The organism is Methylobacterium sp. SyP6R (assembly GCF_019216885.1).
Taxonomy (GTDB): Bacteria; Pseudomonadota; Alphaproteobacteria; order Rhizobiales; family Beijerinckiaceae; genus Methylobacterium.
On sequence record NZ_JAAQRC020000001.1, the window covers coordinates 6,143,487 to 6,163,591 of the forward strand.

Here is a 20,105-nt window from a genome sequence, read left to right on the forward strand (position 1 = left end):
GTTTGCCCCTCGTTTCCCAGTGACGCATGAGACCGACGCGCTTCATCCGCAGGCCCGGCTGGCTGCGCTCGACCCGGGCGTGGATCGGGCTCGGGATCCTGGCCCCCCTCGGCATGGTCGCGGTCTGCTCGGCCATGCTGCTCGATCTGCGCCGGGACGCCTGGGACAAGGCCGAGCAGACCGCGCAGAACCTGCTCCAGGTCATCGAGCGCGACGTCGATCGCAACGTCGAGATCATCGACCTGGCGCTCAGGGGCGTGATCGAGAACCTCACGCTGCCCGAGCTCGAGCAGATCGCCCCCGAGTATCGCCAGCGCATCCTGTTCGACCGCGCCGTCAACGCCAAGGATCTCGGCGTCATGCTGGTGCTGGACGAGAACGGCGACGCGGCCTACGACGCGGCCAACTGGCCGGCGCGGCGCCTCAACAATGCCCAGCGCGCCTACTTCCAGGCGCACAGGGCCGATCCCGCGCTCGGGCTACGCTTCAGTGAGCCGCTGGTCTCGAACCTGACGGGAAAGCCGATCGTCGTGCTCAGCCGGCGGATCGACAAGCCCGACGGGTCGTTCGGCGGCGTGGTCCTCGGCAGTCTGTCCCTGTCCTATTTCGACCGCCTGTTTCAGCACATCAAGCTCGGGCCGAACGGCACGATCGGCCTGTTCCACAAGGACGGCACCCGCATCGTGCGCCATCCCGTCCCCAATCCCGTTGTCGCCCCGAACTTCGCCGACTCGCCCAACGTCCAGCGCTTCCTGCGCGAGGAACGGGGCAGCTTCGTCGGCGTCACCCCGAGCGATTCCATCGAGCGCCTCTACACCTTCACGAAGGTCGGCGACACGCCGCTCTACCTGACGGTGGCGCTCTCGACGGACGAGATCGAGGCCGAATGGCGCCGGAAGGCCCTGGTGATCGGCCTTCTCGTGCTCGCCCTGTGCGGGGTGGCGATCGGGCTGGCGCTGCTGGCTGGACGGGAGCTACGCCGGCGCGCCGCCGTCGAGGCGGAACTGGCGCAGATCTCGCGTACCGACGCGCTCACCGGCCTGCCCAACCGGCGCGCCTTCGATGACGTGTTCGGACGGGCCTTCGCCGAGGCCTGCCGCCGCTGCGACCCCGTCACCCTGATGGTGGTCGATGCCGACCACTTCAAGCGCTACAACGACCTTTACGGCCACGCCATCGGCGACCGGGTGCTCCAGATGCTCGCACGGGCGCTGGCGTCGGTCGCGCGCCGGCCGGGCGACCTCGTCGCCCGCATCGGCGGCGAGGAATTCGCTGTCCTGCTGCCGGGCACCGACGCCGAGGGCGCGGCTCACGTCGCCGAGCGCGTCCACGAGGCGGTCGCCGGGCTGGTCGTCGAGGCCGCCGGCGAGAGCGTCGGCCGGATCACGGTGAGCATCGGCCTGGCCTTCGGCCTGCCGCGCGAGAGCGGCACACCGGCCGACCTGTTCGGCATGGCCGACGCCGCCCTCTACGAGGCCAAGGCGACCGGGCGCAATCGGACCTGCTACGCGGTCATGACGGCAAAGCGGGGCTTGGCGGCCTAAGCAGATTTCGCAAAAGCGGCCGCCGGTTTTGCGGAAAAAATCTGCGACAAAACAAGGATCTAAGCGGACAAAGCGTTGGCCTGCCAACGCAAGTCTGCTTAGATCTTCCGACTCCGCTCGCCCCTGCCGGAAGCGACCGACCGACCCTCAGCGGCCCGCTCCCGTCTGCTCCCCTCCCTCGGCCCCGGCCTGCAACCTCCGATAAGCCCGCCCATACGCCGCATACCCCGCCACAATCCGCGCCATCATCGCCCGCCGCTCCCCGTCGAGGCGCGACAGGGCCCGGGCCGGGCGCCCGCCCCAGAGCCAGCCCGCTTCGAGCACCTGGCCGGGATCGGTGGCGCTGCCGGCGGCGAGCAGCACGTCGGCCTCCACCACCGTGCCGGGGCCCAGGCGGGCGCCCATGCCGATGAGGCAGTTCGGGCCGATGCGGCCGTCGCCCACGGTCACGTTGTGGCCGAGCGTGGTGTCGCGCTCGATCACCAGGCCGTCGGCCCGGGTGTGGATCGCGCAATTGTCCTGCACGTTCACGTTCGCCCCGATCACGATCGGCCCGACCGCGGCATCGAGGATGCAGGAGAAGAACACGCTCGCCCCCGGCGCCAGGGCGACCCGGCCGTGCAGCCGGGCGGTGCGGGCGACGAAGACCGAGGGATCGGGCGCGAACGCGTCGCCGGGGCCCACGGCCGGCTCGCTCGCCGCCGCCTCGCGCAGGCGCTCGGCACGCTCGGCCAGTTCGCCCGGTTCGAGGCGGCGCAGGGGCCGGGCCGGGCTGCCGGCATAGACGAAGCCCGACGGCAGGGTGCTGCGCGGAAACACGGTGCTGCCGGCCTCCAGCAGCACGCGATCCTCGATCAGCGAGCCGTCGAGGACCACGCAACCGTCCTCGATCACGCAGTCGTCGCCGACCGTGCAGGCATGCACCACCGCGTCGCGCCCGACCGTGACCCGGTCGCCGACGATGCACGGGTACATCTCGGCGGCGATGTGCAGGGTCGAGCGGGCGCCGAGCCAGAACCGGTCGCCCACCACCACGTCGTGCCCGTCGGCGCGGATCACCGCTTCGTCGCCGAGCCAGGCCTGCGCCCCGAGGCTCGCCCGCCCGATCACCGCGCTGCCGCGGCCGCACCAGACCGGCCGGGCCGCGAAGGTGGGCTCGGTGTCGTGGAAGGGGAGGAGGAGGTCGGGGGTCATGGGGCGTTCCTCCATCCGGCCGGCCGCGGGGCCGGTCGTTCAAGCCCGCGACATTGCCGCCGTTCCGCCGCCGCCGCCAGCCCCGGATCCCCGCACCGGGCCTTCGTGCTAGAAAGCGGCCAGACCGACAGCCCGGACCCGCCATGACCCTTCGCCTCTCGATCCAGCCCGAGCCCTTCGACGTCGCGGCGGAGATCGCCGCCCTCACGGCGGAACTGGCTGGGCGGGCGGGCGCCATCGTGAGCTTCACCGGCCTGTGCCGCGACGAGGACGGCCGGCTCGCCGCCCTGGAGCTCGAACATTATCCCGGCATGGCCGAGGCCGAGATCGGCCGCGTGCTCGCCGAAGCCGCGGAGCGCTGGCCGCTGCAAGGGGCGCTGGCGATCCACCGCCACGGCCTCGTCCGCCCGGGCGAGGGCATCGTGCTGGTGCTCGCGGCCTCGGCGCATCGCACCGCCGCCTTCGAGGCCGCGAGCTTCCTGATGGACTACCTCAAGACCCGCGCCCCGTTCTGGAAGCGCGAGCACCACACCGACGGCACCCTGGGCGGCTGGGTCGAGGCGACGGAGCACGATGCAGCGGCGGCGGCGCGCTGGTGAGGGTGTGAATCGGGGATTGCGGAGAATTCGACCGATCGCACAGAGGAATCGCTGACCGGCCTGCGGCAGGATCACGGTCATGCTCCGCGATCACAGACAGCCCGATCCACTCCCCTTCGACCCGCTGAGCGCGCGCAGCCTCGCGATGGCCTGCGCCCTCATCGGGCTCGTCACCCTCCTCCTCTCCGAGCGGCCGACGCCCGGGGGGGTGCTCCTCGCCTGGGCCGGCCTCATCGGCTGGGTGCTGCTGCGCGTCTTCGGCCGCCGCCCGGCGCAACCGGCGCGCCGCAAGGTCCGCCCGCGGCCCGAACCGGTCATCGAGATCGTCGAGGTCCAGGACTGGGCGCCCCGGCGGCCCGAGCCGGTGCTGGCTCTCCCCAAGCCGATCCTGGCGCCCCCGCCGCCGGAATCGACGACGGGCTGGAAGACCGACGCGCATCCCGCCGTGCTCGCCAGCGTGCGGCGCCGGCGCGAGGAGGGGTAAAGGCGGGAGATTACCGGTCGCCGAACGGCCGCGCGCGGCTATCTGTCCTGCACGGCGGCCCTTCGAGCGCCGCCGGCGGAGAGAAGCGTCGGACATGCCCGTTATCCCCTCACAGGACATCGCTCCGCAGGGAGCCGCCCGCCTCGGCGGGGCGAGCGCCCGCTCCCTCGTGCTCGCCGGCATCGGGGTGGTGTCGTTCACGGCCCTGCTGCTGCTGGCCTGGCACTCGGCGGACACGCTGCTCCTGATCTTCGCCGGCATCCTCTGCGCGGTCTTCCTCGACGGGCTCACGCATTATCTCGGCCGCATCGTCCCGCTCGGGCACGGGGCGCGGCTGGCGATCGTGAGCGTGCTGCTCGCGCTCCTGGTGCTCGGCATGGTCGGGCTCGGCGGCGCCACCGTGGCGGGGCAGGCCCAGCGCCTCGGCCAGACGCTGCAGCAGCAATCCGGCACGGTGAAATCCTGGCTCGACGCCCGCGGGATCGACACCCGCTTCCTCGATTTCGGCAAGCTGAAGGACGCGGCCGCGCAAGGAGCCGGCGACGCGCAGGACGGGCGGCGGACCACGCCGACGGCCGGCGGCCTGCCGAGCCCCGGCACGCTGCTCTCGGGCGCGGGCAGCGTGCTCGGCCAGGCCTCGACGGTGGCGCTGGCGGTGTTCGGCGCCATCGGCAACGTGTTCATCGTCGTGGTGCTCGGCCTGTTCGTGGCGGCCGATCCGCGGACCTACCGCGACGGGCTCCTGCGCTTCGTGCCCTCGCGCCACCGCACCCATGCGGCCTCGGTCGCCGACGACATCGGCATCACGCTGCGCCACTGGCTGTTCGGCCAGCTCGTCGTCATGGCGGCGATCTTCGTCTGCGTCTGGCTCGGGCTGACGCTGGTCGGCATCGACGGAGCCCTGGTGCTCGGGCTCCAGGCGGGCCTGCTCTGCTTCATCCCGACCATCGGGGCGCTCGTCGCCGGCATCATCATCGTGCTGGCCTCCCTCGCCTCGGGGCTGAAGGGGGTGATCGCGGGCTTGTGCGTCTACCTGCTGGTGCAGACGCTGGAGAGCTACGTGCTGACGCCCTTCGTGCAGAAGCGGGCCCTCGACATCCCGCCCGCCACGTTGTTCGCCGGCCAGATCCTGCTCGGCGTGCTGTTCGGCCTGTGGGGCGTCGCCCTGGCGCTGCCGCTCATGGCGGTCGCCAAGGTGCTGCTCGACCGGCTCTACATCGAGGACACGCTGGGGGAGGATGCGGGCTGAGGGCGCCCTCCCCCGTTCACGCTACGCGCTCTGCGGCTTCGTCACCTTGGCCTCGATCGCGTCCCAGACGGGAACCGCGAGATCGGGGCCGCCGAGGCGCTTGATCGCCCGGATACCGGTCGGCGAGGTGACGTTGATCTCGGTCAGGTTGCCGTCGATCACGTCGATGCCGACCAGGATCAGGCCGCGGCGGCGCAATTCCGGGCCGATCGCCGCGCAGATCTCCTGCTCGCGCGGGGTCAGCGCCGTCGCGCCCCCTTTGCCGCCCCGCACCATGTTGGAGCGGATGTCGTTGGCCGCCGGCACCCGGTTGACGGCGCCCAGCGGCTCGCCGTCGACCAGGATGATGCGCTTGTCGCCCTCGGTGATCCGCGGCAGGAAGCGCTGCACCACCCAGGGCTCCCGGAAGGTGACCGAGAACAGGTCGAACATCGAGCCGAAATTCGGGTCCTCGGGCAGCACCCGCAGCACGGCCGCGCCGCCGTGCCCGTGCAGCGGCTTCATCACCACGGCGCCGTGCTCGGCGCGAAACGCCTCGATCTCCTGCTTGTCGCGGGTGATCAGGGTCGGGGGCATCAGCTCCGGATAGGCGGTGACGAACAGCTTCTCGGGGGCGTTGCGCACCTCGAACGGGTTGTTCACCACCAGCGTCTGGGGATGGATGCGCTCGAGCAGGTGCGTCGCCGTGATGTAGGCGAGGTCGAAGGGCGGGTCCTGGCGCATCAGCACCACGTCGACCGTCGCCAGATCGATCCGCTCCTGGGCGCCGAGATGGGCGTGATCGCCCTCGACATCCTGCACCCGCAGGGGCTCGACCCGGGCGGTGACGCGCCCGTCGCGCATCGAGAGCCGGTCGGGGGTGTAGTGCAGCAGCGTGTGGCCGCGGCTCTGCGCCTCCAGCAGCAGGGCGAAGGTGGTGTCGCCGGCGATGCGGATCGCCTGGATCGGGTCCATCTGGACCGCGACGGTAAGGGCCATGTCGGGGGTTTCTCCGGTCGCCCGGTTTATCGGGCGGCCCGCGCCCGATGGCAACGGCCGTCGAGGAAAGGAGGCCCCGCGGCCTGAGCGCAGCGGGGCCTCAAGTCAGGGAGGAAACGCCCATGAGCGTCCAACAGGCCCTCGCAAGCCTCGTGCCAGAGCGGGCGAAAACCGGTCCTCGCGCGGCCCGGGCGGCCTTGCCGTCGACCCGGCTCTCGGCTCCGGTCAGGCGCCGTCCTGCGGCACCCGGCCCCGCGGATCCTCGCTCCCGGGGTCCTGACCCGGCCAGTCGACGATGCGGTCCGGCAGTTCCTCGGTCTCGAACTCCTCCTCGGTGCCGCTGACCTTGCCGCGGACCGAGATGCCGGCCTCGTGGACGGTGCGGCGCGTGCCGGAGACCAGCGGATGCCACCAGGGCAGGTCGCGCCCGTCCCGTACCAGGCGGTAGCCGCAGGTCGGCGGCAGCCACGGCAGGGAGCGCACCGCCTCGGGCGTCAGCCGGACGCAATCTGGCACCTTGCGCTGGCGCCTTGGATAGTCGCGGCAGCGGCAGGTACCGGCATCGAGGAGCGTGCAGCCGATATCGGTGTAGTGGATCTCGCCCGAATCCTCGTCCTCGAGCTTGAGCAGGCAGCACCGGCCGCAGCCGTCGCACAGGCTCTCCCACTCCTCCGGGCTCAATCCCTCCAGGGTCTTCTCGCGCCAGAACGGGGTCGCGGCCTTGAGGGAGGCGGGCGGGCGCGGGGGGGTGAGGCGGGCTTTGGCCACGGCTGTTCTAAGGCCTTCGAGGCGCCGGATCGACGGCGCGGACGGGGATATCGGGAACGGAAGGTGCCCTCCTCTGCCGCGCCCTGGCCGCGGGGGCAAGCGGGACGGAGGGGACCTACGCAAACCTGCGACGTCGTGTCGGCGTGCCAGCGCCCCATATGGGCCTTGGAAGCCTGCGAACGGCTTACCGTCTCGCGCTAGGATGCGAGGCTTGCTAGACCTCGAATCCGCGCTGCCCGAGGACCCGTCACAGTGCCCGAGAACCGGCCCACCAACCGGCTGACCCAGCTCCGGACCCGCCTGTCCCACGGGATGCTCGGCTTCGACGCCTGGATGAACGACGGCCTCTACAAGGGCGGGCGCGCGTTCGGCGAGGCCTATGGCCGCTACGCCGAGAAGATCCAGCGGCGCTTCCGGGTCACCGGCGTCAAGCGCCTCGCCCTCGACCTCACGAGCGAGGCGGTCACGCTCGGGCTCGCCGGCGGCGTGGTGATGCTGACGCTCGCCCAATCGGCCTTCAACACGACCAGCGAGAACTGGCTCAAGGCGCCGGACCTCGCCGTGACCTTCCTCGACCGCTACGGCACCGAGGTCGGGCGGCGCGGCATCAAGCACGACGATTCGCTGCGCATCGACGAATTTCCCGACATTCTCATCAAGGCGCTGATCTCGACCGAGGACCGGCGCTTCTACGAGCATTGGGGCATCGACCCGATCGGGACGCTCCGCGCCGTCACCGTGAACGCGCGCGGCGGCGGCCACGTCCAGGGCGGCTCCTCGCTGACCCAGCAACTCGCCAAGAACCTGTTCCTGTCGAACGAGCGCTCGCTCGAGCGCAAGGTCAACGAGGCGTTCCTGGCCCTCTGGCTCGAATGCCACCTGACCAAGAACGAGATCCTGAAGCTCTACCTCGACCGGGCCTATATGGGCGGCGGCACCTTCGGGGCGGCGGCCGCGGCGGATTACTATTTCGGCAAGAACCTCAAGGACATCACCCTGCCGGAAGCCGCCATGCTGGCCGGCCTGTTCAAGGCGCCGACGAAATACGCGCCCCACGTCAACCTGCCGGCGGCCCGCGCCCGGGCGGCGGACGTGCTGCACAACATGGTCGAGGCCGGCTACCTGACGGAGGGCCAGATCCAGTCGGCCCTGCGCAACCCGGCGACCCCGGTGACCCGCTCGCGCGACATCAGCGCCGACTACTACCTCGACTGGGCCTTCAACGAGATCAAGAAGCTCGTCGACGAGGGCAAGCTGAAGAAGGAGCGGGTGCTGGTCGTGAAGACCCCGCTCGACCTCGCGATCCAGAAGCGGGCCGACCAGGCGGTGGAGAACGTCCTGCGCCAGTTCGGCGACGCCTTCGACGTCGAGCAGGCCGCCCTGGTCACCATGGATCCGGATGGCGCCGTACGGGCGATGGTCGGCGGGGCCGATTACGGCCAGAGCCAGTTCAACCGCGCCACCGACGCTTTGCGCCAGCCCGGCTCGTCGTTCAAGCCCTACGTCTACGCCGCAGGCCTGGCCACCGGCCAGTGGCGGCCCGACAGCAAGGTCGTCGACCGGCCGGTCTGCATCGGCAACTGGTGCCCGGCGAATTACGGCCGCTCGTTCGCCGGCACGGTGCCGCTCTGGGTCGCGGTGGCGAAATCGATCAACACCATCCCGGTGCAGTTCTCGATCGCCATGGGCAAGCAGCTCGGCGAGACCCACGACGCCCGCGCCGCCAAGCTCGGCCGGGCCAAGATCATCGAGCTCGCCCACAAGATGGGCATCACCTCGAACCTGGTCGATTCGGTGTCGCTGCCGATCGGCTCGGCCGAGGTGACGGTGATCGACCAGGCCGCCGGCTACTCGGTCTTCGCCAATGGCGGCAAGCGGGCCAAGCCCTACGCGGCGACCGAGATCCGCACCGGCGCCGGCGAGGTGATCTACCGCCACGACACCAGCGAGGCGCCCCCCGAGCAGCTGCTCTCGACCCGGGTCGTCGCCGACATGAACTACATGCTCAACAAGGTCGTCGACGAGGGCACCGGCCGCAAGGCGGCGATCGAGGGCGTGCGCACCGCCGGCAAGTCCGGCACCACCAACGCCTACCGCGACGCCTGGTTCGTCGGCTATACCGGCAACCTCGTGACCGCGGTCTGGTACGGCAACGACGACCATTCCTCGACCAAGAACCTGACCGGCGGCTCGCTGCCGGCGATCACCTTCCACGAGGTGATGGCCCCGGCCCACCAGGGCATCGAGATCAAGCCCCTGCCCGGCTTCGACTCCGACAAGGCCGGCGCCCGCACCGCGCAAGGTCCCGCCCCGACCACGCCGCCGCCCGGCGCGCCGGCCGGCGCCCTGTCGCGCCGCTCCTTCGAGGTGCTGGGGGGACTGGGGAGCCTGTTCCGCTCGGTCGAGAGCCCCCCACCGGGACGGGCGGCGTTCAACGTGATCGACCGGACCGGCTCGCCCGGCAGTTCCTCGAACTAGTGCATTTTCCGACGACGTGGAAACCGTTCGTCGCAGAAAATGCGACAAGACAAAGACTTGGAGAGCTTCGCGATTGCAGCGCGATCGTGAAGTGCTCTAGAGCGGCAGGACCCGCACGGGCGCGCCCGACCGTGGTGGCCCGTCTCGATCAGGCCGGCCTGCGCGTGTCGGGTGCCGCGGCAACCCGCATCACGAAAAACCACCCGCGACGGATCCGGAACAGACGACGATGGCCTTCACCCACTGGCATTCCGGCCCCCCATACTTCGATTTCATCGCCAGGGTCACGCGCGCCAAGAATGCGAGGGGCTATCTCGAAGTCGGCGTCCGGGACGGCACGACACTGTCGCGGATCGACTGCCCGAGCATCGGCGTCGATCCGGCCTTCCAGCTCGGCGGCAACGTCATCGGGAAAAAGACGAATCTTCATCTCTACCAGATGACGAGCGACGAATTTTTTCGTGATTACGAACCGAGCAAGATCATCAATGCGCCGATCGATGTAATTTTCTTGGATGGGCTGCACCAGTTCGAATACCTGCTGCGCGACTTCATCAACAGCGAGAAGGCGGCACATCGCAACAGTCTGATCATGCTGGACGATTGCCTGCCCGCCAATGCCGAGATGACCGAGCGCACCCACAACCCGGAAGGACGCGCGAACCGGGATCTGGCGGGATGGTGGACCGGCGATGTCTGGAAGCTGCTGCCGATCCTGGAAAAATACCGCCCCGACCTGCGCGTGACCGCTGTCGACGTGCGCCCGACGGGCAATATCTGCATCACCAACCTGGATCCGTCCTCGACGATCCTGGAGCGGAACTACTACGCCATCATCGACGAATATCGCGGGATCGAGATGGACGATGCGCTCTGCGCGCGCTTCTACGAAGGCCGCACGATCATCAAGGCCGAGAGCATCCTTCACGGATTCGAGGCGTCGCTGTTCGTCGGTGCCTGAGCTGCGACGGCCGCCATCCATCGAGCTGACGGCGATGCCCCACCGAGGATCGGGATCGCGCCCTCGCGGCTTCGCATCCGGCAAGCCCACCCCGCCGGCGGCAACAGTTCGATGCAGTCGACAAGCGGCACGGAACGCTGTGGCAAGCCTATTCACAGTCTCGGGCCAGGCGGCTACGTCCGGGTGTCGCCGGGCTCCCGAGACGCCCCGGCTCGAAACGATTCAAGTGGCGACATGCACGCTCTTCTCAAAACGCTGAAACGCGCCGTGACGCTCGCGACCGGGGGCGGTTCGCATCCGTCAGAGCCCCCCATGATCATGCGTGAGGAGGGCGTTCTCGTCCATCGACTTCCGGCGAATACATCCGGCGCCGTCCATTTCGCACACACCATCACGTGCGATAATATCGACACGCAAAAGTCGTATACCGTCTCAGCATCGATCTATATTCCGCAGGGCTTCGCCGGAAAATCGATCGACCTTTCGTTGTATGGCTACCGTACGGTATCCGGTACACCCGTCGATCTGAACAAGCGGGATGCCTGGCAGCATGTCTCGGCGACCGCCGAGATCCCGCCCCATCAACACGGTCTCGTTCCCGCTCTGACCGTCGACCACGACGGGACGCAGCCATCGTCGATCTACTCGAAGGACTGGCGACTCGTCAGTGCCCCGAGGCGACGATCGTTCAAGCACGTCACGTGCGCGGAGCTCGCAGCGATCAGTCCGGACGCGCGGATCATCGGCGATATCCCCGATGTCAGCGTGCCGGTGACTCCGATCCGTTACGGGCAGACGACGAAGCCGGATTTTCCGGTCGTCGAATATCCCCCCGACGGCTGGACCCCCCGCACCATGGAGTTCCGCGACCAGAAGGTCTACGAGCTTCACGGCGCCGTCATTCACGGTGAAGAGGGCATCGTGACCGTCGGCGATCACGTCCTCGAAGAGACATATCTTCTCGCCTCGCTCGACAAGATCAAGCTGCGGTGGGCCGGTGACGGAACCGCCAGCTTCGAATGCACCGAGCCTACCGGCATCATCAGCAAAGGCTCGCATCATTTCTCGGGGTATCCCGGCAATCGCAACTACGCACATTGGATGGTCGACATTCTGCCGTCGATCGAGACGCCTGCGACGAGCGGCGATTCAGCTCTGATCCTGCCGGAACTGTATCATCACTGGCAGTCTGCGACATTGGACATGGTGGACACCGATCATGTCCGCGTGCTGCTCAAGGGCGAGCAGACGGTCCGATGCGAAAAGCTGACCATCAGCTACATGCGGCTGGTCGATTCAGGCCATTGGCCGCATCCGAGCCGGCTCGCCGTCGCCAGCCGGATCACCGCCCATGTGAACCCCGATCCGGCGGCCCGCCGCAGGATCTACATCAGCCGCCGTGACTCGGGCGCCCGCAGGATGGTGAACGAGGCGGAGATCATCGCCCTCGCCGAGGAGTTCGGCTTCGAAATCCTGACTCTGACCGGCATGCCGATCGCGGAGCAGATCCGTGCCTTCGCCGAGGCCGAGATCGTGCTCGGATCGCACGGCGCCGGCCTGTCGAACGTGATCTTCTGTCGCGACGGCACGATCTTCTGCGAGATGCTCGTCGACGGCTACGTTCAGTGGTCGATGCGCCGTCTGGCTAGTGTTCTTCCCCTGAGATACGGCTGTGCGATCGGGCGCGAGATCGGCTCCGAGGCCAACCAGCACGACAAGCAGTGGCGGATCGATCCCGACCGCGTCAGGGAGATGGTGCAGGCAGCCCTCGCCGACATCCCGTGATCGCGACGGACGGGTCCGGGACCGCGCCCGGACCTCGCCGGTTTGTCACCCGTCGGTGACCTCGATGCGGACATGCGGGCTGACGCGCGGGGCCGTGCCGGGCGCCAGGGCGTAGTGCAGCCTCTGGCTCCCCGCTTCCACGAACTGGCAGCGCTTGAACACGTCGCGGCACGGCGTGTTGGAGTTGGTCTCGACGATCTGCCCCTCGATGGTGGAGGCGCCCCGGTCGCGACGCAGGACCGCGACGATGTGAGCCATGACTGCCGTCTCGATCTCCATTCCCAGCACGCGGCAACTCATGACGAATTGCTGGATTCGGCTCTCCCGGGTGAAGACGACCCCGACCGTTCCGTATTCGGTGAATCTGTCCTTGACGCTGAAGGCGTGGATCGTGCCGCCGCTCTCGAAGTAGGCCCGATAATCCTCCAGCCCCCAACGGATGCCGGTCGTATTGAACTGGTTCGTCTTGTTGACGAGCTCGAAGATGCGAGAAAATGTCCGATGCCCGTGATCCGCGACCTCCCAGATCGAGAGGGTCGAGCCCAGTCCCGAGAGGAAATCCTCCCGCGACATGCTGGCCCTCTCCTCCTCGCGGGCGAATTGCTGCCTGAGCATCTGCTCGCGGCGCTGCGATTCGCTGCTCCGCTTGGCGATCTGCGTTTCGGGCGACCACAGCAGGATGCGGCGGATGACGAAGGGATCGGACCCGATCGTGCGGATGCCGGGCAGCGCCGCCTTCACGGATTCGCGTTCGACCGGATTGTCGTCGACGAACACCGCGCTCGCCGGCGTCAGCGACAGTTTCTGGAGGATCGCCCGGATGTTCTCCGCCTTCGGCTCCCAGTTGATGCCGGCCGCCACGAAGTCGGAGAACTTCACGAAGGGCGGCTGAACGGCGTCGTCCCATTTCTGCTCGACCAGGTGCTGGTCGTTCTTCGAGGCGATCGCCGTCATGATGCCGCGCCGTCGCAGATGATGCACCGCCTCCCAGAGTCCGAGCGGCCACCCGTCCGAGTAGGGCCACTTCTCTCCGGGTTGATAATGCTCGACCAGTTGACCGCGCCACAGGGTGTTATCGAGGTCGAAGATGACGACCTTGACCATATCGATCTGCTTGAAGGATCGATACATGGCCTCGATCTGGCGAAACACTGTCCGGAAGAATTCCTCGGTCCTGTTCTCGTAGGTCGTGCCGAGATCGGGAATCGGCTCGATGCGGCCCGGATCCGGCGCCGTCCAGTAGGGCATGTGCTCGTGCCCGGACCAGTCCGGGTAGATCACCGAACCATGGGTCGAGAACACGATCGCGTCATCGAGGAAGTACCGCTTGCCGACTGAGGCGGCGATCGATTCGATATCCGCCACGAACATGTTGGCATAGCATCGCGCCGTCTCGGATAGATATTTATTCAATTCAGATACAACAAAACAAAGATCGCTATCGCCATTTTCGTCGTAGAGACTTGCCGATATATGTCGTTGTGGCACAACGAAATTCGACAACAATGTCAAAATGCCGGTCTGTAGATTGTATTTTATGGCATTTTCGAGCATCCGATCGATGTTCGCCTTGCCGAGCGCGATCCAGTCGACAGGCGATCGTGAGAGTTCGGCATCGACCTGCCGGAGCGCCGCGTCGGTGAGGACGGATCGCAGCGGCAACTGAATGTATTGCAGGTCGAAGTGACCGATCTCATCGTCGTCCTTCTCAGGAAGTTCAGCCGCGTTGTTGAAAAGAATGTAATCTATTTTACTTTCTTTATATAGATCCCTGAGACGGATGACATACGCCTCTGACAGGCACGATCCAATGAACAGAATATTGGGATATTGGATCGGCGTGACTTCCAGGTCCCTGGGAAACAAAAAATCCGCCGCATCCATGACCTGGTATCCCTTCAGTGATCCGTACAAACTCGGTGCTGCAGAGAATCCGACCTGCCCTGCTCTCACTCTCGGAGCGGTCACAGTCTCCTTCAGATCGGCCATTCGCGGGCGTCGATGCCCCCATCTGGTCGCCCTCCCTGCTCTAGCGGAGGCTGAAAGGGTGCGTCCAGATGCGGCGCCGTTTCGCACGCCGTCCCGATGGCCGCATCGAGGTCGGCCCGAGCCGGAATCTCGGCACCGCACCCTGGCCGGGGCGCGGGAGCCCGGGCATTGCCCCGCGCTCCCCGTCGGGGAACGCAGAGGTTCGGAAAAAACCCGTTCGGCCCCGGCCCGACCTGAGCTAGACACGGGCCCACGATGCTGATCGAGAAAGCCGCCCTTCCGGCCTCCGGGCGCGCCCCGTCCCCCGGCCTTCACCTCCCGCCCCGGCTCCTGCGGAGGGCGCTCCGCCTGCGCCGGGTCGGGACCGTCGGGCTGGTGCTCTATGCCCTCGTGCTCGGCGCGGTGCTGGGCCTCGCCAGCGCCAACTGGGCGACACGGGGGCGCCCTCCCTTCGGGGGCGTCACCCTCAACGCCTGGACCGCCTGGCCGAAGATCGGGTCGCGGGACGCCGACCCCTACGTGCGGGCGATCCATGCCCGCACCGGCGAGATCCCGCTGGCGCTGGGCGAGGGCCTGCTGCTGACCGCGCTCACCGACGATGCCGGGCAGCGGCTCGATCCGTCCTGCCGCTACCGCATCGCCGGCGCCACGCCGCCGGCCCGGGCCTGGACCCTGACGGTGGAACGCAGCCGCCATCCGAAGCCCGCCGACGCGCAGGCGACCAGGCCCCCGGCGGGTCCGCCGCCGCGCACCGGCTTCACCTCGACGGAGGTGCTGCGCGACCGCGACGGCCGCTTCTCGGTGATCGTGAGCCCGACCGTGCAGCCCGGCAACTGGCTGCCGATGCCGGAGGGCAACGGCTCGATCCGGCTGGTGCTGCGCCTCTACGACACGCCGGTGGCGGCGAGCACCGGCGTGCTCGAGCGCGAGGGCGTGCCCTCGATCACCCGGGAGGATTGCCCGTGACGCCCCTCGGCCGCTTCGTCCTCGCCACCCTGTGCGGCCTCGTGCTCGCCGGCCTCGTCCACGTCGCGACGGTGCTGGCGATCCCCTATCTCGCCGCCGGCGACGCCGTGGCGCGCTCGCGGGCGACGCTGTCCAACGACACCTCGGTGCTGGTCCACGCCGCCGAAGTCGGCGGTCCCGCCGAGCCGGCGGAAGGGTGGCTGCCACTGCCGGATCCGGCGGTGGCGGTCGGCGTCTGCGCCTACGACCTCGACGACGGTCCGGTGCGGATCACCGCCGAGACCGGCCCCCTGCTCGAGACGATCGCCCTGCACGGGCGCAGCGGCGCCTACTACGCCATCACCGACCAGGCCGCCTTGCGCGGCACGGTCGAGCTCGTGATCATGACCAAGCGCCAGTTCGACGAGGCGCTCGCCAGCGCCGACGAGGACGAGCGCAACCGCGACGTGCGCATCATCGCGCCGAACCGGCAGGGCTTCGTCAGCGTGCGGGTGCTGGCCGCCCTGCCGAGCCAGCAGGCTCAGGCCAACGAGGCCGCCCGCTCGGTCTCCTGCACCATCGACGGGCCGGACGAGTAGGTAGAGACGCCCGTGCGGGCGTCGCGATCAGCCTGCACCTCTCATATGGTTTCCGATTGATCGCTTCGCGATGCGGAAACCGGCTTCGCTCAGGCGTGTGAAGCCTACGGCTTCACCGCGCAGGCTGGTGATACGGCGTCCGGAAGGAATCCTCCGGACGCCGTATCATCCCTTGCGCACCAGCACCACCGGGCCGGGCTCGGGCGGCACGAGGCCGCAGCGCATCTCGGCATCCGGCGGCAGCAGCGGATCGAGCAGGTGCCGGCGCGAGTCCAGGAAGGCGAGGGAGCGCTCGGTCGCGATCGCCTCCTCCTCGGGAGCGGCCACCAGCAGGTGCTCGAGGGCGTAGCGGTAGGAGGCGGAGCGCGCCCCGGTCTCCAGCCGCACCCAGGCGATGAGGCAGCGGTTCTCGGCCACCCGCATCGCGGCGCTGCGCACGTCGCGGTCGTCGAGGGTGGTGATGAAGGGCAGGCTCTGGAGCCGCGTCAGGTCGGCCCGCACCACCCGCGCCGCCATCTCGGCGAAGGCCGGGATCAGGCGCCCATCGGCCACGAGGTCGTCGGAGAGACGCCGGTAGCGCGAGATCGCCGAGCGGAACGGCACGCCGGTGATCGCCTCGTAATAGGCGGCCGGGTCGGAGAGGCGCCAGCTCGCGGGCAGCACCCGGGCACGGGTGAGGTTGTCGAGGGCGGCATCGAACGCGCTGCGCTCCCGGGCCGGCATCAGGAAGCGCCAGGCGCGGTCGCGAAGTGCGCGCTCGTCCTCCGTGAAGGGAAACAGCGAGGCCGGCTCGCCGCGCTCATGCGCCGCGATGGTGCCGGCGGCATCGATCAGGCTGTTCCAGGCGGTCGGCGCCGGGCGGCCGAAATCGCCCTGCTGGGCACAGGCCGCCACCAGCGGCACGACGAGAAGGACGCGGGCGAGCGGCAGAGCGCGGTGCGGCATGGGGCGGCGCCGAGATCTAGCGCCGGCAGCGCCGCTCGGGCGCGGGGCGGCCGGGCTCGGCGGGATCGGGCAGCCTCTCATAGCGCACTCCCGTGAACAGAAGGATCGTGCCGCGGACCGCGTCCACGGAAGGGGAATCGGCCGGGCTGCCTGCGACGGAGCGCAGGCTCGCGACCGGGAACGGGATGACGTCCGCCGAGGGACGCCGCTGGTGGCCGACCATGTGTGCTCTCCCGCCTCCGCCCATGTCCCTCTCCGCCCAAGGCCCTTGACGCCCAAGGCCCTCCGGCACGTCCCTCCGGGACCGCCGCCCATCGCGACCTCATGCGCGGACGAAACCACGTACATGGTTAATGGACTGTTTCCAGCGAGCGACCGCCGAGGCGCCGGCCGGCCGGCGGCGTAAACCATCGGTGACCGCGCATGCGAGCTATCCCCGTTGTCCCCAGGCGGGGGGCCGACGGCTGCCCGCAGCCTTAAGCGTCGCTTTACGCAGTCCCTCGCATTCTCGGGCTCGCTTTCATGTCCTGCGTACCCGATCGCCCATGGCCCGCTCCGCCGCCGACGCTCCGCCGGACCTCTCCGGCCTCCTCGACCTCGCGCGAGACCGGAGTCTCGACATGAAACCGGTCCTGCTGCGGGTGCAGACGGACCTGTTTCGCGCCGCCCCCGTGCGGGACGTCGCGACGATCCGGGCCTTCGAGTCCCTCGCTTGCGGGCTGATCCCGACGGTCGATTCCGCCACCGCCGAGATCGTCGCCCAGAAGCTCGCGCCGCTCGCCGACACGCCCCAGAGCGTGCTGACGCTGCTCGCCGCCCATGGCGGCGGCGCCCGCGACGCGGTGCTGGCGCTCGCCCCGGTCCTGTCGACGGCTCTGCTCGACGCCGCCGGCAACGGGCCGGAGCTCGACGCGGTGATCGCCCTGCGGCACGACCTCGGCCGGGCGCTCGTCGACGACCTCAGCCAGCGCGACGAACCGGATGTCGACCTGGCGCTCGCCCGCAACGGGACGGCGCCGCTGGCCGGGGCCGCCCTGGAGCGGCTGGTGGAGCGGGCGCGCGGGAGGCCGGAGCTGGCCGCCCTCCTGGTCGCCCGCGCCGACCTGCCGCCGGGCGACCTCGCGCCGCTCTACCTGCAGGCGGGCCCGGAGCGCCGGGCGGCGATCCGCGACGCCGTCGCCGCCCGCGCGGCCCTGCGTCCCCAAGGCCGGGCCGGCATGCGCGCCGCCGGCGCCGCGCTCACCGCCTTCGCGGCCCGCGGCGAGCCGGAGGGGTTCGAGGTGGCGCTCGGCGAAGCGCTCGGCATGCCGGGGGTGAGCTTCCGCGCCACCGAGCCGGAGCGGCGCGACCTCCTGGCTCTCGCCCTGCGGGCGGCCGATCTGGCGGAAGAGGAGGCGGTGTTCATCTTCCTGCGCCTCGATCCCTCGATCGCCCGCTCGGTCGAGGCGGTGTTCGGCCTCACCGAGCTGTTCCGCGCCATGGATGCGGCTACCGCCCGCGACCTCGTCGCCTCGATCCTCGGCGGCGAGCCGGGCGCGCGCACCGCCACCCCCGACCAGCACCGCCCGGCCCACGGCCCGGCCTCGCCGCGCCTGCGCCCGGCCGCGGCGCCGTCCCTGCGCCCGAGCCTGCCCGAGCGGACCCGCCAGGCTCGCTGAGACGGAGCGCGTCGAGGGGCAAGCGCGGCGGTTTCCCCTCGATCATGAAATCGGCTAGGCGTGGCGCTCCGGACGCCGCGCCGCCTTCGAGCCGGACGCGCGACGGGACAACGAGACACGTCTCGGGAGAGCCTCGTGAGTGCCAGCCTGCCGGTCGCCCTGCCCGATATCGGCGACTTCAAGGACGTTCCGGTGGTCGAAATCCTGGTGAAGCCGGGGGACCGGATCGCCGTCGACGACCTCTTGATCAGCATCGAATCCGACAAGGCCACCATGGAGGTCCCCTCGCCGGTGGCGGGCGTGGTGGCCGAGATCCTGGTGGCGCCGGGCACGCGGGTCTCGAAAGGAATGCCGATCCTGACGGTCGACACCTCCGGCGAGGCCGCCGCGCCGGCGCCCCAGGCGGCCCCCGCTCCCGAAACCGCTCCGCCGCCGGCGGCGTCCGCGTCCGCGTCCGAGATATCCGCCACGGCCGACACCCACGCCACGCCCTCCGTGCGCGCCTATGCCCGCGAGCTCGGCGTCGATCTCGCGGGCATCCCGGGCACCGGCCCGCAGGGGCGCATCCTGCGCGAGGACGTGCTGGCCTTCGTCCGCGGCCAGATGGCGCCCCCCTCCCCCGCCGCGGGTCCGGCCGCCGCTCCCCCGCCCGCCCCGTCCGGAATCGGCGCCGGCCTGCCGGCCTGGCCGCAGGTCGATCACGGCAAGTTCGGCCCGGTGCGGCGGGATTCGCTGTCGCGCATCCAGCAGATCTCCGGCCAGGCGCTCACCCGCAACTGGCTGACGATCCCGCACGTCACCAATTTCGACCATGCCGACGTCACCGAGACCGAGGCCTTACGCCGCGAGCTGAACGGCGCCGGCCGGCCTGGGGCGCACAAGGTCACCATGGTGGCGATCCTGATCAAGGCCGCCGCCGCCGCGCTCCGGGCCTACCCGCGCTTCAACGCGGCGCTCGACGGCGACGGTCTGATCCTGAAGGACTACGTGCATGTCGGCTTCGCGGTCGACACGCCGCGGGGCCTCCTGGTGCCGGTCTTGCGCGACTGCGACCGCAAAGGCCTCGTCGAGATCGCCCAGGAGATGGGGGAACTGGCCGAGCAGGCCCGCGCCGGCACCCTGCCGCCCGCGTCCATGCAGGGCGGCGGCTTCTCGGTCTCCTCGCTCGGCGGCATCGGCGGCGACGGCTTCACGCCGATCATCAACGCGCCCGAGGTGGCGATCCTGGGCGCGGCGCGCTCGCGCATCGAGCCGGTCTGGGACGGCACCGCCTTCCAGCCGCGGCTGATCCTGCCGCTCAGCCTGTCCTGGGACCACCGGGCGGTGGACGGTGCGGCGGCGGCGCGCTTCCTCTCCCACCTCGCCGCCGTACTCACCGACCTGCGCCGGGGCGCCCTGTGATCCGGCCGCTCGCGCCGGGCGACCATCCGGCCCTGGCGCGGCTCTTTGCCGAGATGCAGGACCATTACGGCGGGTCGTGCCCGCCGCTCGCCGAGGTCGAGGCGGCGCTCGCCGGGCGCCCTGCCGGCACCGAGTTCCTGGTCGCGGAAGACGGCGCCGATCTCGCGGGCTTTGCCGCCTTCTCGGCGATCTATCCCGGCCCGGGCCTCGCGGGCGGCCTGTTCCTCAAGGAGCTGTTCGTCGGCGCCCGCCACCGCGGCGCCGGCCACGGCCGCGCCCTGGTGCGGGCGGTGGCGCAGGAGGCCGTGGCGCGGGGGCTGAAGCGGGTGGATTGGACGGCGGATGCCGGGCAGCCGGCGCTGCTCGCGTTCTACGAAGGGCTCGGGGCGGCGCCGAAGCCGGAGAAGGTGTTTTTCCGGCTTGATGGGGAGGCGCTGGCTAGGCTTGGCAATTGCAGCCGATAACCCTTTCAGCATTAAATACGGCGGTTATATTTATTTTGCAATTGATAATATTTGAAATTATAAT

The 20,105-nt window shown here is 69.5% G+C and carries 18 protein-coding genes; 12 read left to right on the forward strand and 6 right to left on the reverse strand.

Annotation, left to right across the window (positions count from 1 at the left end):
* The first annotated feature begins 26 nt into the window (after positions 1–26).
* Positions 27–1,544 (forward strand): sensor domain-containing diguanylate cyclase, encoded by a 1,518-nt coding sequence (locus HBB12_RS28180; protein WP_236992395.1) that lies wholly within the window; start codon positions 27–29, stop codon positions 1,542–1,544.
* Between the two features lie 147 nt (positions 1,545–1,691).
* Here the strand turns inward: HBB12_RS28180 and HBB12_RS28185 are convergent, their stop codons facing one another.
* Positions 1,692–2,738 (reverse strand): gamma carbonic anhydrase family protein, encoded by a 1,047-nt coding sequence (locus HBB12_RS28185; RefSeq protein WP_236992396.1) that lies wholly within the window; start codon positions 2,736–2,738, stop codon positions 1,692–1,694.
* A gap of 143 nt (positions 2,739–2,881) precedes the next feature.
* Between HBB12_RS28185 and HBB12_RS28190 the strand changes: the two genes are divergently transcribed.
* From HBB12_RS28190 to HBB12_RS28200, 3 genes are all read left to right on the forward strand, one after another.
* Positions 2,882–3,337 carry a molybdenum cofactor biosynthesis protein MoaE gene (locus HBB12_RS28190; RefSeq protein WP_236992397.1) on the forward strand — a complete coding sequence of 152 codons (456 nt, stop codon included), beginning with the start codon at positions 2,882–2,884 and terminating at the stop codon, positions 3,335–3,337.
* 79 nt (positions 3,338–3,416) lie between these two features.
* Entirely contained in the window at positions 3,417–3,821 is a 405-nt protein-coding gene (locus tag HBB12_RS28195) for a hypothetical protein (protein WP_236992398.1), read from the forward strand.
* 94 nt (positions 3,822–3,915) lie between these two features.
* Positions 3,916–5,070: an AI-2E family transporter gene (locus tag HBB12_RS28200; RefSeq protein ID WP_236992399.1), complete on the forward strand. Its 1,155-nt coding sequence runs from the start codon at positions 3,916–3,918 to the stop codon at positions 5,068–5,070.
* A gap of 21 nt (positions 5,071–5,091) precedes the next feature.
* On the opposite strand, the gene gshB is transcribed toward HBB12_RS28200, so the two are convergent.
* Both gshB and HBB12_RS28210 read right to left on the reverse strand, forming a co-directional pair.
* A complete protein-coding gene (gene gshB, locus HBB12_RS28205; RefSeq protein WP_236992400.1) occupies positions 5,092–6,048 on the reverse strand; it encodes a glutathione synthase in 957 nt (318 codons plus the stop codon).
* Positions 6,049–6,273: 225 nt separating this feature from the next.
* A complete protein-coding gene (locus HBB12_RS28210; RefSeq protein WP_236992401.1) occupies positions 6,274–6,816 on the reverse strand; it encodes a YcgN family cysteine cluster protein in 543 nt (180 codons plus the stop codon).
* Positions 6,817–7,128: 312 nt separating this feature from the next.
* Between HBB12_RS28210 and HBB12_RS28215 the strand changes: the two genes are divergently transcribed.
* From HBB12_RS28215 to HBB12_RS28225, 3 genes are all read left to right on the forward strand, one after another.
* Positions 7,129–9,294 (forward strand): transglycosylase domain-containing protein, encoded by a 2,166-nt coding sequence (locus tag HBB12_RS28215; protein WP_236992926.1) that lies wholly within the window; start codon positions 7,129–7,131, stop codon positions 9,292–9,294.
* 229 nt (positions 9,295–9,523) lie between these two features.
* Complete coding sequence (locus HBB12_RS28220; RefSeq protein WP_236992402.1) at positions 9,524–10,255, forward strand: class I SAM-dependent methyltransferase; 732 nt, start codon at positions 9,524–9,526, stop codon at positions 10,253–10,255.
* 234 nt (positions 10,256–10,489) lie between these two features.
* Positions 10,490–12,040: a glycosyltransferase family 61 protein gene (locus HBB12_RS28225; protein ID WP_236992403.1), complete on the forward strand. Its 1,551-nt coding sequence runs from the start codon at positions 10,490–10,492 to the stop codon at positions 12,038–12,040.
* Between the two features lie 45 nt (positions 12,041–12,085).
* Here HBB12_RS28225 and HBB12_RS28230 read toward each other — a convergent pair whose 3' ends face one another.
* Positions 12,086–13,924 (reverse strand): HAD-IIIC family phosphatase, encoded by a 1,839-nt coding sequence (locus HBB12_RS28230; RefSeq protein ID WP_236992404.1) that lies wholly within the window; start codon positions 13,922–13,924, stop codon positions 12,086–12,088.
* A gap of 360 nt (positions 13,925–14,284) precedes the next feature.
* On the opposite strand from HBB12_RS28230, the gene HBB12_RS28235 reads away from it, so the two are divergent.
* The gene (locus HBB12_RS28235; RefSeq protein WP_236992405.1) at positions 14,285–14,995 is read left to right on the forward strand and encodes a DUF1214 domain-containing protein; all 711 of its coding nucleotides are present in this window, start codon (positions 14,285–14,287) and stop codon (positions 14,993–14,995) included.
* A complete protein-coding gene (locus HBB12_RS28240; protein WP_236992406.1) occupies positions 14,992–15,573 on the forward strand; it encodes a DUF1254 domain-containing protein in 582 nt (193 codons plus the stop codon). Before HBB12_RS28235 ends, HBB12_RS28240 begins: the two co-directional genes overlap by 4 nt.
* A gap of 165 nt (positions 15,574–15,738) precedes the next feature.
* Here the strand turns inward: HBB12_RS28240 and HBB12_RS28245 are convergent, their stop codons facing one another.
* Both HBB12_RS28245 and HBB12_RS28250 read right to left on the reverse strand, forming a co-directional pair.
* Entirely contained in the window at positions 15,739–16,518 is a 780-nt protein-coding gene (locus HBB12_RS28245; RefSeq protein WP_236992407.1) for a hypothetical protein, read from the reverse strand.
* 16 nt (positions 16,519–16,534) lie between these two features.
* Positions 16,535–16,741 carry a hypothetical protein gene (locus HBB12_RS28250; RefSeq protein ID WP_236992408.1) on the reverse strand — a complete coding sequence of 69 codons (207 nt, stop codon included), beginning with the start codon at positions 16,739–16,741 and terminating at the stop codon, positions 16,535–16,537.
* 322 nt (positions 16,742–17,063) lie between these two features.
* Here HBB12_RS28250 and HBB12_RS28255 point away from each other — a divergent pair, with 322 nt between their 5' ends.
* From HBB12_RS28255 to HBB12_RS28265, 3 genes are all read left to right on the forward strand, one after another.
* Positions 17,064–18,176 (forward strand): DUF2336 domain-containing protein, encoded by a 1,113-nt coding sequence (locus tag HBB12_RS28255; RefSeq protein ID WP_236992409.1) that lies wholly within the window; start codon positions 17,064–17,066, stop codon positions 18,174–18,176.
* Positions 18,177–18,311: 135 nt separating this feature from the next.
* Positions 18,312–19,577: a 2-oxo acid dehydrogenase subunit E2 gene (locus HBB12_RS28260; protein ID WP_236992410.1), complete on the forward strand. Its 1,266-nt coding sequence runs from the start codon at positions 18,312–18,314 to the stop codon at positions 19,575–19,577.
* Positions 19,578–19,630: 53 nt separating this feature from the next.
* Positions 19,631–20,041, forward strand: coding sequence for a GNAT family N-acetyltransferase (locus tag HBB12_RS28265; RefSeq protein ID WP_236992927.1), 411 nt, complete (start codon positions 19,631–19,633; stop codon positions 20,039–20,041).
* Positions 20,042–20,105 lie beyond the last annotated feature (64 nt).